General features: G+C 58.1%; 14 protein-coding genes. 8 read left to right on the forward strand and 6 right to left on the reverse strand.

The features are described 5' to 3' along the window. Nucleotides 1-37 precede the first annotated feature (37 nt). From metG to nth, 8 genes are read left to right on the forward strand one after another with little or no spacing between them, the layout of a single operon-like run. The gene (metG, locus tag WD429_RS02120) at nt 38-2,071 is read left to right on the forward strand and encodes a methionine--tRNA ligase (protein ID WP_368420527.1); all 2,034 of its coding nucleotides are present in this window, start codon (nt 38-40) and stop codon (nt 2,069-2,071) included. 60 nt (nt 2,072-2,131) lie between these two features. After that, complete coding sequence (gene rsxA / locus WD429_RS02125; protein WP_368420528.1) at nt 2,132-2,713, forward strand: electron transport complex subunit RsxA; 582 nt, start codon at nt 2,132-2,134, stop codon at nt 2,711-2,713. Nucleotides 2,714-2,763: 50 nt separating this feature from the next. Further along, the gene (rsxB, locus tag WD429_RS02130) at nt 2,764-3,342 is read left to right on the forward strand and encodes an electron transport complex subunit RsxB (RefSeq protein ID WP_368420529.1); all 579 of its coding nucleotides are present in this window, start codon (nt 2,764-2,766) and stop codon (nt 3,340-3,342) included. Then, the gene (rsxC, locus tag WD429_RS02135; protein WP_368420530.1) at nt 3,342-5,126 is read left to right on the forward strand and encodes an electron transport complex subunit RsxC; all 1,785 of its coding nucleotides are present in this window, start codon (nt 3,342-3,344) and stop codon (nt 5,124-5,126) included. Before rsxB ends, rsxC begins: the two co-directional genes overlap by 1 nt. Before the next feature lie 40 nt (nt 5,127-5,166). Beyond that, a complete protein-coding gene (gene rsxD / locus WD429_RS02140) occupies nt 5,167-6,219 on the forward strand; it encodes an electron transport complex subunit RsxD (RefSeq protein ID WP_368420531.1) in 1,053 nt (350 codons plus the stop codon). Nucleotides 6,220-6,222: 3 nt separating this feature from the next. Beyond that, nucleotides 6,223-6,924 (forward strand): electron transport complex subunit RsxG, encoded by a 702-nt coding sequence (gene rsxG / locus WD429_RS02145; RefSeq protein WP_368420532.1) that lies wholly within the window; start codon nt 6,223-6,225, stop codon nt 6,922-6,924. A 2-nt stretch (nt 6,925-6,926) separates the two neighbouring features. Beyond that, nucleotides 6,927-7,643, forward strand: a complete 717-nt coding sequence (locus WD429_RS02150; RefSeq protein WP_368420533.1) for an electron transport complex subunit E — start codon at nt 6,927-6,929, stop codon at nt 7,641-7,643. Between the two features lies 1 nt (nt 7,644). After that, nucleotides 7,645-8,283, forward strand: a complete 639-nt coding sequence (gene nth, locus WD429_RS02155) for an endonuclease III (RefSeq protein WP_368420534.1) — start codon at nt 7,645-7,647, stop codon at nt 8,281-8,283. Here the strand turns inward: nth and WD429_RS02160 are convergent. The 6 genes from WD429_RS02160 to surE form a co-directional block, all read right to left on the reverse strand. Next, nucleotides 8,274-8,849 (reverse strand): chalcone isomerase family protein, encoded by a 576-nt coding sequence (locus tag WD429_RS02160; RefSeq protein WP_368420535.1) that lies wholly within the window; start codon nt 8,847-8,849, stop codon nt 8,274-8,276. The two genes, nth and WD429_RS02160, sit on opposite strands and share 10 nt — an antisense overlap. 202 nt (nt 8,850-9,051) lie before the next feature. Continuing rightward, nucleotides 9,052-10,050 (reverse strand): RNA polymerase sigma factor RpoS, encoded by a 999-nt coding sequence (rpoS, locus tag WD429_RS02165; RefSeq protein WP_368420536.1) that lies wholly within the window; start codon nt 10,048-10,050, stop codon nt 9,052-9,054. Between the two features lie 196 nt (nt 10,051-10,246). Further along, entirely contained in the window at nt 10,247-11,020 is a 774-nt protein-coding gene (locus WD429_RS02170) for a peptidoglycan DD-metalloendopeptidase family protein (RefSeq protein WP_368420537.1), read from the reverse strand. 250 nt (nt 11,021-11,270) lie between these two features. Then, nucleotides 11,271-12,161: a DUF368 domain-containing protein gene (locus WD429_RS02175; protein WP_368420553.1), complete on the reverse strand. Its 891-nt coding sequence runs from the start codon at nt 12,159-12,161 to the stop codon at nt 11,271-11,273. Between the two features lie 47 nt (nt 12,162-12,208). Further along, a complete protein-coding gene (locus WD429_RS02180; RefSeq protein ID WP_368420538.1) occupies nt 12,209-12,865 on the reverse strand; it encodes a protein-L-isoaspartate(D-aspartate) O-methyltransferase in 657 nt (218 codons plus the stop codon). Further along, nucleotides 12,865-13,626, reverse strand: coding sequence for a 5'/3'-nucleotidase SurE (surE, locus tag WD429_RS02185; RefSeq protein WP_368420539.1), 762 nt, complete (start codon nt 13,624-13,626; stop codon nt 12,865-12,867). The genes WD429_RS02180 and surE overlap by 1 nt, the downstream gene beginning before the upstream one ends. Between the last annotated feature and the right edge of the window lie 72 nt (nt 13,627-13,698).

Raw genomic sequence — 13,698 nt, forward strand, 5'->3', positions numbered from 1 at the left:
CGCCAAATCCTTATTTATTGAAGGTTCGGATATCAACATGACGCAAGCGAGTTCAAAGCAACAGCGCGATATTCTGGTGACCAGCGCCCTGCCTTATGCCAATGGCCCCATCCATCTGGGCCATCTGCTGGAATACATTCAGACCGATATCTGGGTGCGCTATCAGAAGATGCGGGGCCAGAACTGCTATTACGTTTGCGCCGACGATGCCCACGGCACCGCCATCATGTTGCGGGCCGAGCGGGAAGGCATCACCTCCGAGCAACTGATTGATCGCATCCGTGAGGAGCATCAGGAAGATTTCGGTGGTTTCCATATCCGCTTTGACAACTATCACACCACCCATTCCGAGGAGAACCGCCAGTTCTCGGAGTACATCTACCGGCAGTTGCAGGAAAACGGGCACATTGCGACGCGCAATATCACCCAGTCCTTCGACCCGGAAAAAAACATGTTCCTGGCGGACCGGTTTATCAAGGGCACCTGCCCCAAGTGCAAAACCGAGGATCAGTACGGTGATAACTGCGAGGCCTGCGGGGCCACTTACACGCCGGCAGAATTGATCAACCCGCGCTCGGCGGTGTCCGGTGCCACGCCGATTGAGAAAGAATCGGAACATTATTTCTTCAAGCTGCCGGACTTTGCCGATTTCCTTGCCAAGTGGACCCGCAGCGGCACGCTGCAGCCACAGGTAGCCAATAAACTGGCCGAATGGCTGGACGCCGGCCTGCAGGAGTGGGACATCAGCCGCGATGCGCCCTACTTCGGGTTCGAGATTCCGGATGCGCCGGGCAAGTACTTCTACGTGTGGTTGGACGCACCCATTGGTTACCTGGCCAGCTTCAAGAATCTGTGTGTGCGTGAAGGCATCGATTTCGAACACTTCTGGAAGGCAGACTCCACCGCCGAGGTGTACCACTTCATCGGCAAGGACATCATCAACTTCCACGCCCTGTTCTGGCCGTCGATGCTGCACGATGCCGGTTTCCGCACCCCAACGGCGGTCTGGGCTCACGGTTTTGTGACGGTTAACGGCAAGAAGATGTCCAAATCCCGGGGCACGTTCATCATGGCCCGCACTTACCTGGACCATCTGAACCCGGAATACCTGCGCTATTACTTTGCCTCCAAGCTGACCGGCGGCGTGGATGACATGGATCTGAACCTGGAGGACTTTGCCGCGCGGGTGAATTCCGACCTGGTCGGCAAAGTGGTCAATATTGCCAGCCGCAGCGCCGGTTTTATTACCAAGCGCTTCGACGGCCAGCTAGGACAGATCACTGAGCATGACAAGCTGCAACAGTTTATCGATGCCGGCCAGGAGGTTGCCGATTTATACGAAGCCCGTGAATTCGGCCGCGCCATGCGACGGATCATGGAGCTCGCAGACATCGCCAATCAGTACGTGAACGACGAACAGCCATGGGTGATCGCCAAGCAGGAAGGCCAGGATAAGCAGCTTCAAGCCATCTGCACCAACGCCCTTAACATGTTCCACTTGCTGATGACCTACCTGGCGCCGGTACTGCCGGAGACGGCAAAAGCCTCCGAATCGTTCCTGAACGCCAGGCTCGACTGGAACAACCGTAGCAAACGGCTGGAGAACCACGGCATCGACAAGTTCAAGCCGCTGATGAGCCGTGTGGATATGGCCCAGATCGAAAAAATGCTGGACGCCTCCAAAGAAGAGCTGCCCGCAGCGACCGGCAAGCCGGCGGAATCCGCCAATCTCGAGCCGGTGGCCGACGAGATAGAATTCGGGGACTTCGCAAAAGTGGATCTTCGGGTGGCGAAAATCGTCAAAGCCGAACACGTGGAAGGGGCCGACAAGCTGCTGCGTCTGACTCTGGATATCGGGCAGGGTGACCGCAATGTGTTCGCGGGCATCAAGTCTGCCTACAAACCGGAGGAGCTGGAAGGCCGGTTGACGGTGATGGTCGCCAACCTGAAGCCCCGGAAAATGAAGTTTGGCCTATCCGAAGGCATGGTTCTGGCGGCAGGCCCTGGCGGCAAGGACATTTTCATCCTGTCACCAGACGCCGGTGCCACCCCGGGCATGCGGATTATGTAAACCACCGGCATAAACGCGGTGTGACGATGACGGGTGTTGGAGTGTGACGGAGCAAGGCGAATGACCGAGTACCTGCTGATTCTGGTCAGCACCATTCTGGTGAACAACTTTGTGCTGGTTCAGTTCCTCGGGCTGTGCCCGTTCATGGGGGTATCCGGCAAGCTGGAGACCGCCATGGGCATGTCTCTGGCCACCACGTTTGTACTGACCCTTGCGTCCGTGTGCAGCTATCTGGCCTACACCTACCTGCTGGAACCACTGGACCTGGTGTTCCTGAAAACCATCACCTTCATTCTGGTGATTGCGGTGGTGGTTCAGTTCACCGAAATGGTGGTCCGCAAGACCAGCCCCCTGCTCTACAGAGTACTCGGCATTTTTCTGCCGCTGATCACTACCAATTGCGCGGTGCTTGGGGTGGCCTTGCTGAACCTGAACAGGAACAACAATTTCGTGGAATCTGTCCTGTATGGGTTTGGTGCCGCCGCCGGTTTTTCGTTGGTGCTGGTGCTGTTTGCCGCCCTGCGTGAGCGCATCGCCGTGGCGGATGTGCCCGTGGCCTTCCGCGGTGCAGCGATCGGCATGGTGACCGCAGGGCTGATGTCATTGGCGTTCATGGGCTTCACCGGCCTGGTCAGCGTTTGACGGGGTCAGAGTTAAGATTGTAAGGGCCAGGGGTTAGGAGTTTCAGTCGTATGTGGACAAGTATTCTCATTGCCGTTGTTGTGCTGCTGGCACTGGCCGTCGTGTTTGGCGGGCTGCTGGGCTACGCAGCAGAGCGATTCCGGGTCGAAGGCAACCCCCTGGTCGAGCAGATTGACTCCCTGTTACCCCAAACCCAATGCGGGCAGTGTGGCTATCCGGGCTGCCGCCCCTATGCCGAATCCATTGCCGAGGGCGGCCCCATCAATAAGTGCCCTCCAGGCGGTGAAGGAACCATCAAATCCCTGGCGGACCTGCTGGATGTAGAGCCAGAGCCACTGGATGCCGAGCACGGTACTGAGCAGGAGAAACGGGTAGCCGTCATTCGTGAAGACGAATGCATCGGCTGTACCAAATGCATTCAGGCCTGCCCGGTGGATGCCATTCTCGGGGCAGCCAAGCACATGCATACTGTTATCGAAAGTGAATGCACCGGCTGCGACCTGTGCCTTGATCCCTGCCCGGTGGACTGCATCGATATGGTCACGGTCGAGCCCGACATTCGTACCTGGACCTGGAGCCCGCCACCGGGTGGCATCATTGCCACGGATCGACAGGGAGCGAACGCCTGATGACCCAGCTCTGGGATTTCGCTGGCGGTATTCATCCCGCCCAGAACAAACACCAGTCCACCACCCGTCCAATCCGTCACGCGGCTATACCGGCGCGGCTGGTGCTGCCGCTCCAGCAACACATTGGCGTGGCCGCTGAAGCGATTGTTGAGCTGGGCGAGCAGGTGCTGAAAGGGCAGAAAATTGCCGACGTCACTGACGGCATGGGCGTTCCCGTTCACGCCCCGACTTCCGGCGTTATTGAGGCGATTTCCCGCCTGCCAGTGCCTCACCCCTCCGGTATGGACGACTGGTGCCTGATCCTCACCCCCGATGGCCTGGACCAGTGGCACCAGAAGAACCCGATTGCCGATTACCGGAAACTCGAGCGGGAAGCCGTGCTGGATTACCTTCGTGATGCCGGTATTGCGGGCATGGGCGGTGCCGGTTTTCCGACCAACATCAAACTGCGCCCGCCCAGGGATCGCAAAGTCGGCACGCTGATTCTCAACGGCGCGGAATGTGAGCCCTACATCACCGCCGATGACATGACCATGCGGGAACGGGCTGGCGAGATCGTCGATGGCCTCAAGATCATGGCGTGGATTCTTCGCCCCGAGCGCTGCGTGGTCGCCCTCGAAGACAACAAGCCGGAGGCCATCACCGCGATGCGCACGGCGGCTGAAGGGACCCAGATTGAAGTGGTGGGGGTGCCGACCAAGTACCCGTCTGGCGGCGAAAAACAGCTGATTCAGATCCTGACCGGCATGGAGGTCCCCAGCGGCGGCATTCCGGCCGATATCGGCGTCATGTGCCAGAATGTGGGCACTGCCATCGCCGTGGGCAAAGCGGTACTCAAAGACGAACCGCTGATCAGCCGTGTGGTGACCATCACCGGCGAGGCCGTGACGGAACCCGGCAATTTCGAGGCCCTGATTGGCACGCCCGTGCGTGATTTGCTTGCAGAGGCCGGGCTTAACGACGCTCACCTGCACCGACTGGTGCTCGGCGGCCCGATGATGGGCTATACGCTGAATACGCCGGACGTACCGGTCGTGAAAACCAGTAATTGCGTGATCGCCGCCAGCGCACAGGAATTGCCGGACCCCGCCCCCGAGCAGCCCTGTATCCGCTGCGGACAATGCGCGGAAGCCTGCCCCATGGAGCTGCTACCGCAACAGCTATTCTGGTATTCCAAAGCCGAAGAGTTCGAAAAGGCCGAACACCTGAACCTGTTCGATTGCATCGAATGCGGGGCCTGCTCCTACGTTTGTCCCAGCTCTATTCCACTGGTCCAATACTACCGGTATGCCAAGGGCGAGATTCGTGTCCAGCAGGCGGAACAGTTGAAAGCGGACCGTGCCCGGGAACGCTTCGAAGCCCGTCAGGCGCGCCTTGAGCGGGAACAACAGGAAAAAGAGCTGCGCCGCCAGGAGCGGGCCAAAGCCGCAGCGGACGCCCAGGCCAAGAAAAAGGTCGAAGCCGAGCATGCGATCACCGACACCGGTGTGACTGATGTGACCGATGAACGTGCGGCCAAATCCGCCCGGGTCCAGGAAGCGCTCGCCCGCAAGAAAGCGAAGTCGCAGGCATCTGAGCCAGACACACCCGACAGGGCCGAGCTGGAGAAACAGCTGGCCCAGGCGACCTCCAAGCTGGAAACCATGCAATCGATGCTTGAAGATGCCAAAGCCCAGCAGGCGGATAACGTCGATAAACTGGAGCGGGCCGTTGCCAAAAATCACGAACGGGTAAAGCGGGCGGAGCAGGCGCTGGCCGAGGCGAACGCTCAAACAACGCCGTAAACCCGATGCACCGATTAACGAACACCAGGGTCACGATGACATGGCATTAGCACAACAGTCTTCCCCACACGCACGCAGCGCAAGGCCAACATCCCAGGTGATGCTCTGGGTGATGCTGGCGGCCCTGCCCGGCTTGCTGGCGCAGACCCTGTTCTTCGGCTGGGGCAACCTGATCAACGTGGTGTGGTGCGTTGTCGTTGCTCTCGGCTCCGAAGCACTGATGCTCTCGTTGAGAAAAAAACCACTGGCCTTTTTCCTCCGGGACAACACCGCTGCCGTCACCGGCCTCTTGCTCGGGCTGTCTCTGCCTCAGTTCACTCCCCTGTGGGTGTCGGCCATTGCGGTGATATCCGCCATTGTTATGGCCAAACAACTCTATGGGGGGCTGGGCTCCAATCCGTTCAACCCCGCCATGGTGGGCTACGCTCTGGTGCTGATTTCCTTTCCGGTGGCGATGACCACCAACTGGGCCGAAGCCGGGCTGCTTTGGCAATCGGCACCGAGCTTTGGTGAAACGCTCAGCATTGTGGCTTCCGGCCAGCAAACCACCGTCGACGCCTACACCATGGCGACGCCGCTGGATGAGTACAAGCATCAGATCGGCAGCGGCACCGCGGCGGAAGTCCTGCAGCACCCGACGTTTGGCGGCGGCATTGCCCGTGGATGGGAGTGGGTCAATGCCGCATTTTTGCTGGGCGGCCTGGGGCTGATTGCCCTGAAGATCATCAGTTGGCACATTCCGGTCAGCATGCTCGCTGGCCTTGCCGTCATGAGCCTTGCATTCGGCAGCAACCCGGACCAAGCTGCCCCCCTCAGCCTCCACATGCTGGCCGGCGGTACCATGCTCGGCGCATTTTTCATCGCCACCGATCCCGTATCGGCCGCGACCAGCCATCAAGGCAAGCTGATTTATGGTGCCGGCATCGGCGTACTGATCTACGTGATTCGCAGTTGGGGCAATTATCCCGACGCGGTGGCGTTCGCCGTGTTACTGATGAACTTTGCCGTGCCCTTCATTGACCATTACACGCCACCGCGCACCTACGGCCATCATAAAGCCCGCCGGGGTCTTCCCGGCAGGACACAGGGGTAAGTCATGGCTGCTATAGCGAAGTCTGTCAGTCGTAGCGCCCTCGGTCTTGGCCTGTTCGCCATTATCACCGGTGGAACCATTGCGGTTACCCAGGTGATGACCGCAGAGCGTATTGCGGACCAGTCCGCGCGCGCTGAGGCCGGAGCGCTGTTTGACATCATCCCTGAAAGCCGCCACGACAACGACCTTCTGCGCGACACTGTTGCGCTTCCGCAGAGCAGTCAGCTCTCCATCAACGGGCCGGTCACCGCGTGGGTGGCCCGCAACAACGGCCGAACCCTAGGGCTCATTCTTCCGGCCGTCGCGCCTGACGGATACTCCGGCGATATCCATCTGCTGGTCGGTATCGATACCCAAGGCCGCGTTCTCGGCGTGCGGGTCACCAGCCATCGCGAAACGCCGGGGCTGGGGGATCGCATTGAAACCCGAAAGTCGGACTGGATTGGCTCGTTCGATGGCCGCTCACTGGACGATCCCCAGCCAGACCGCTGGACTGTCAAGAAGAACGGCGGCGTATTTGACCAGTTTACCGGTGCCACGATTACCCCCAGAGCGGTGGTGAAAGCGGTACAGAGAACGCTGGTCTATTTCCGGCAGAACCGGAGCGACATCCGTAAACTACTCAATGAACCTCCCGCGCCCAGAAACAGCCCGCTCAGCCCCGAGGTGATAGCCGGCGACAAGCGCGAAGCGGAGCACTCCTGATCATGGCAACCAAGACGAACGCAGACATCATTCGCGATGGCCTCTGGACCAATAACCCTGCCCTGGTTCAGGTATTGGGGCTATGTCCGTTGCTGGCCGTTACCAGCACCGTGGTCAACGCCATTGGCCTGGGACTGGCCACCCTGCTGGTACTCATGGGCTCCAACCTGGCAGTCTCGCTGATCCGCAACTTTGTCAGTGAATCGGTGCGTCTGCCGGCGTTCGTGATGATCATTGCGTCCTTTGTGACCTGTGCCGAGCTGATGATGCAGGCCTTTACCTACGAGCTCTATCAAATCCTCGGTATTTTCATTCCGCTGATTGTGACCAACTGTGCGATTCTTGGCAGGGCGGATGCCTTCGCGTCGAAAAACCCGCCCCTGCCCGCGTTACTCGATGGCGTCATGATGGGGCTGGGCTTTCTCGTCGTGTTGATGGTTCTGGGTGCGTTACGAGAGCTGGTTGGTCAGGGTACCCTGTTCACCGACATGGACCTGTTACTCGGGCCCATGGCTGCCGATTGGGGCATCCGGCCACTGGAGAACTATCCCGACGTGCTATTTATGGTGCTTCCTCCGGGTGCGTTTGTCGGCCTTGGGCTGTTGATTGCCCTCAAAAACAGTATCGACAACCGGATAGAGAACCGCCGTAAGGCCCGGGTCTCAGAGCCTGTGGTGGCTGGCAGCAAACGAGTCCGGGTAACCGGGCAGGTATCTTGATATGAATAGGGAAAAGCGCACTGAAATCTTTAGTCGGCTGCGGGCCGAGAACCCCAACCCGACGACAGAGCTCAACTTCACAACGCCGTTTGAACTGCTGGTTGCGGTGATTTTGTCGGCCCAGGCGACAGACGTCGGGGTTAACAAAGCCACCGCCAAACTCTACCCGGTGGCCAACACGCCAGCGGCCATACTGGCTCTGGGCGCTGATGGGCTGAAGGCGTATATAAAAACCATTGGGCTGTTCAATACCAAAGCCGAGAACGTGATCAAAACCTGCCAAGCCCTGCTGCACCAGCATGACGGAGAGGTTCCGGATAACCGCGAAGCCCTGGAAGCCCTGCCCGGGGTGGGCCGGAAAACCGCCAACGTGGTTCTCAACACCGCGTTCGGACAGCCCACAATGGCGGTCGATACGCACATTTTCCGTGTCTCCAACCGAACGGGCATCGCGCAGGGTAAAAACGTGGTGGAGGTGGAAAAACGCCTGGTCAGGCTGGTGCCCGGGGAATTCCTGCTGGACGCCCATCATTGGCTGATTCTGCACGGGCGCTATACTTGCACCGCCCGGAAACCGAAGTGCGGTGCCTGTATTATTGAAGATCTGTGTGAGTTCAAACAGAAGCGGGATTATTGCTGACCCAGCATTTTTTCCTTCAGGTCTTCCTGTGCCGGTTTATCGGAGAGCCAGATACCAAACAGCGCTTTCTTGAACTCCAGATCGCCGACCGTGCCTCGGACTTCGACATTCTTCAGAACGCGCACACCTTCTGACGGGAGGTACACCAGATCAAATACATCGCCTTCTTTGATCTCTTCCTCAAACACCGACAGAAACTGGTCCACCTCATCCTGAATGGCAGACAGGTCGCCATCGGTCGCCCTCTCAAAGCCTTCCGTGGTGGCTTCGGTCATGTGCTCACTGGTGATCATGCCTGAAATGATGTGCAGGGTAATCGCCTGGGGTTCATCGGCATTGATGACTGCATCACCGTCATCGACGGTTTCCGGCACATAAAGTCCACCGATATACAGATTTATGAACCACTTGGACCGTGTGCCCGCCCCATTCAGCTTCAGTTCGGTGTCCATCGCGGAGTATGTGTCCGGAACGTTAACGTCACCAACCGTGAGTGCCGAAGCGGGGGCCGCCAGAGCAGCGACGAGTGGTAGTGAGGTAAAGCCTGTTGATAGAGCCTTCTTCATCGTCCTTTCCTTTTCAGTCGTTATTATTGAGAATTTTCTCGTTTTTATACCGGGTTTCGACAGCCAATCCCTGCCCGGGGAAAACATTCTAACAGGGGGGGGAAGCGGCCTTGCGCAACCTGGTTCTCAATTGCGGGTCTACTGAAACAGAAAAGCCGGCCATTTTCATGACCGGCCTTCAACGATGGCAAGACGGTAACGTTTACTTGAACAACAGTGTGCCCGACAGCCCTTCCTTCTCCAGAATCTCCCGGAGACGGCGTAAGGCTTCTACCTGGATCTGCCGCACGCGCTCGCGGGTCAGGCCGATTTCCTGGCCAACCTCTTCCAGGGTACTGATGGGATAGCCTCTCAGCCCGAAACGGCGCGATAGCACTTCCTGCTGCTTGTCACTGAGCTGATCAATCCATTTTTCGACGCAGGAACTTATGTTGTTATCCTGCAGCACGTCGGCGGGGTCAGATGCGCCTTCATCCGCCACCGTATCCAGCAGTGATTTTTCGCCGCCGGTACCGATTGGCGTGTCCATGGACGCCACACGCTCATTCAGACCCAGCATTCGTTTTACATCGGCTACCGGCTTGTCGACCATACGGGCGATTTCTTCCGCCGACGGTTCATGGTCGAGCTTCTGAGTCAGCTCCCGGGCTGCACGCAGGTACAGGTTTAGCTCCTTGACCACATGGATGGGCAGCCGAATGGTGCGGGTCTGGTTCATGATGGCGCGTTCGATGGTCTGCCGAATCCACCAGGTGGCGTAGGTTGAGAACCGGAAGCCACGCTCAGGATCGAACTTTTCCACGGCGCGAATCAGGCCGAGGTTGCCCTCTTCAATCAGGTCCAGCAACGTCAGGCCCCGGTTGACGTAGCGGCGAGCAATTTTCACCACCAACCGCAGATTGCTTTCAATCATCCGCTTACGGCCGGATTCCTCGCCCCTGCGCGCAAGGCGGGCGAAGTAGACTTCTTCTTCGGGGGTAAGTAATGGGGAGAAGCCAATCTCGTTCAGGTAAAGCTGGGTCGCGTCGAGTTGCTTCTGGCTGGTGAAATAACGGCCCTGAGCCGGAATACCTTCTTCAACTTCTGCTACTTCGGTATCAGAAGTTTCTTTATCGACTTTGTCTTCCGCCAAAATTTGCTCTTCGGCGTCTTCGATATCGCTGACGCGATCAATGATGAGTTCATCCTGCTGTGCTGACATGTCTCTTGCCCCGCCTTTCAATCATCCTGGTTGTTTGCCCACGACTTCTTATTATTGTGAGCACCTGCTGTATTCGCTTTTTTCAGGACATTTAGCTATTGGCTGGTTACAACCGCTGTAACCCTTGTTTTTATTATTTGCTGTCGGCTGTTTCTGTCAGTGCCGGGAACATCTGTAACCGGTTACGGATTCACGGTCAGCGTGGCGGCAAGTAATGCATGGGATCTACCGTGTTGCCATTTTTACGAATCTCAAAATGCAACTTGGGCCGATCTGAGCCGCTGCTGCCGAGCTCTGCGATAACCTGCCCGGCTTTTACATCCTCCCCTTCCTGCACCAGTATCTTGCGGTTGTGGGCATAAGCACTGAGATAGTGCTCATCGTGGTTAACAATAATCAGGTTACCGTAACCAAGCAAGCCACTTCCGGCATACACCACATTGCCACCGGCGGCTGCTTTGACAGCATCTCCCGATTTTCCAGCAATATCAACACCTTTATTGACTTTACCAGACGTTGAATAACCTGCAATTACGGTGCCAACGTGAGGCCAGCGCCAGCTGATGTTCGATACCGTCTGGGTCTGATTCGGTAGCGCGGACTTTTTATTCGGGGCTCTGGAAACCTCAGGTTTGGGCTCGGGCTTTGATGGTGCTTTGGTGGTCGGTCTCGTCGCGGGCCTGGTGGCGGCCTTGCTGGTGTTCCCGGATGGCGCTGAGGATGCCACCTTGCCACGAAGATCGAGACGCAACACCTGCCCGGCTTTTAGCGTCCAGGGGGCGCTGATGCCATTGGCGTTGCCTAACTCCCGGTAATCCCGACCGTAGCGCCAGGCAATACTGTAGAGCGTTTCACCCGGCTTGACGACATGACGCCCCCAATGGACGGGCGGGTTGTAGCGATCATCTTGATAGATAGCGGCCGTGTTGCAGCCGGTAATCAGCATCGGGCCGGCAAGCAACAGTGTCATCAGAGGGAGCAGGTAGAGAGACCGCAGACGGGCACGTCGACCAGCTTTGGGGAACTGTCGTAAACATCTCACAGGTATAAAAACTGCCCCGTTATGAATATTCCGTATGAGAAATACGGCAATTTCTGAAGTAATTGGAGTAACTCGCTAATTTATTCCACATTTTCTAGGCAATTCCAAGTTACTCTGCAGCCACACATGTTACCGGTTCACACACGCCTGGCGCTCAAAAAGTAACACTTTGATAGTGCTATCCGCGCTGTTTCGTCCCGATCCACTCCACCAGTAACACCAGAACGAAACCGGCTATGACCATCCCGATTGCCGGCAGCAGTTGAGCGTCGAGCCCGGTCAGCTCAGTATAGTAGCTGGGGCTGACACTGACTTCATTCAAAGCGACCTGCTCGCCAGCGCTGTTGGTCCGCCAACTCAGAGTTTCCTTCCAGGGCCAGACCTTGTTCAACGCGCCAATCATGAAGCCCGTTAATAGCGCCAACACCGGATCATGAAACCGATGAAAAGCCCAGGTGATTACCCGCGCGATGGATAGAATACCCACGATGCAACCCAATGCGAAGAGCAGCAGAACACCCGCCTCCAGATTTTGAATCGCCGCCAGCACTGGCGCGTACATGCCCATGATTACCAGTATAAAGCTGCCGGATATGCCAGGCAGTATCATCGCGCAGATCGCCAACGCCCCGGCACCAAGAAACACCAGGCCGGAAGGGTCCGCCTGGCCGGCCGGAAGCGTCGTCACCCACCCCGCAAACAGTATCCCGGCAGCCAGTGGCAGCAACAGTACAGGGGAGACCGTGCGCACCTGCCGCCCCACATGCCACACCGAGGCCAGGATGAGCCCGAAAAAGAAGCTCCAGATCAGAATGGGGTACTCTTGCAAAACATAGCTGATTGCCGATGCAAGTGTGGCAACACTGACAAGAATACCGCCCAGCAGACAGACCAGAAATGTACCGTCGCATCGCTGCCAGAACGCCCGTACGTTGCCTCGCAACAACTGGCTGACCGCTGCTCCGGGAACGGCATTGATAGCTTCCAGCAAGCGGAAATAGATGCCAGTGATGAACGCAATCGTGCCTCCAGAAACACCCGGCACGATATCAGCCGCACCCATAGCCATGCCACGAAGGAAGATCGCCAAGGGATGGTGCTCGCGAGAGTGGCCCGTCACCGAACCACCCCGCCGAGCAACGGTACAAAATTGACGGCCTCAATGGACGTGGCTTCATAACTGTCGCCCCTGCGAACCAGTTTCACCAACGTCTGGCTCTGCTCCCCCACGGGAGCCACAATAACGCCGCCATCGGCCAGTTGCGATTTCAATTCGGCCGGAATTTCCTTGGGTGCCGCCGTCAGCATGATACCGTCGAACGGCCCTTTATCTGGCCAGCCCATGCCGCCATCGGCGTGCTTGAGCAACGCATTGCGCAAACCGAGCTGGCGCAGCCGTTCACGGGCCCGATCCTGAAGGGGTTTAATCCGCTCGACACTGAATACCCTATCGGTCAGGCGGGCGAGGATCGCGGTCTGATAACCTGACCCGGTGCCCAGTTCCAGTACCCGCGTAGGCTGATGTTCCATAAGGATTTCCGTCATCCGCGCGACAATGTAAGGCTGGGACAGCGTCTGACTGTATCCGATGGGCAGCGAGGTGTCTTCGTATGCGCGGTGAGCCAGCGCTTCATCGAGAAAGATGTGACGTGGTAACTCTGCCATTACCGCCAGAACCCGTTCGTCCTGGATGCCTTCCTCTCTGAGGCGATGAATCAGCCGCATCCGGGTTCTGCGAGAAGTCATGCCAATGCCCTGCAACTCCGCGACCATCAGCGCCCCTCCCCGTTAACGTCTTCCACCCATTCCCGGAGGGATGACAACGCTTCGTGGCGCGTCATATCGACCTGGACCGGCGTGATTGACACATAATTCTCGCGCACGGCGTGAAAATCCGTGCCGGGGCCCGCGTCACTCCCCTGGCCGGCGGCACCGATCCAGTACCGTTCCTTGCCTCGCGGGCAGGTCATGGGAATGGCTCCTTCAGCGCGATCCCGGTGCCCGAGTCGGGTGACACGAAACCCGGCAATTTGCGACCAGGGCACATCCGGCACGTTCACATTCAATATGCAGCGTGGCCCCAGCGAGAGCGGCTTTTTACGCTCCAGAAGCGCCCGAACCACCCGGGCGGCAGTCTCATAATGGAAGCGCCCCTCATTTACCAGTGATACCGCAATGGCGGGCAAACCGAGGTTGCGCCCTTCGGTGGCCGCCGCCACCGTGCCAGAATAGATGATGTCATCGCCCAGGTTGGCGTGGGTATTGATACCCGAGACCACCCGGTCGAAGGCGTCGCTGAACAGCCCATTCACCGCCAGGTGAACGCAGTCGGTCGGCGTGCCATCCACGGACCGGAAACCATTGGGGTGTTCTTCCACCGTCAGCGGGCGATTCAGTGTCAGGGCGTTGCTGGCACCGCTGTGATCGCGGTCAGGAGCAACCACCTCCAGATCTGCGATGCCCGCCAGCCCCTCATACAACGCCTGAAGACCCGGTGAATGAACACCGTCATCGTTAGATAACAGTATGCGCACAATTTTCTCCGCTAGCCTTTCTGTTCCGGGGCATCGCATCTGTCCGGCAGACTGCCATTCGCAGCCAGTAAC

Origin of the sequence: Marinobacter sp., assembly GCF_040904845.1 — a bacterium.
Taxonomy (GTDB): domain Bacteria; phylum Pseudomonadota; class Gammaproteobacteria; order Pseudomonadales; family Oleiphilaceae; genus Marinobacter.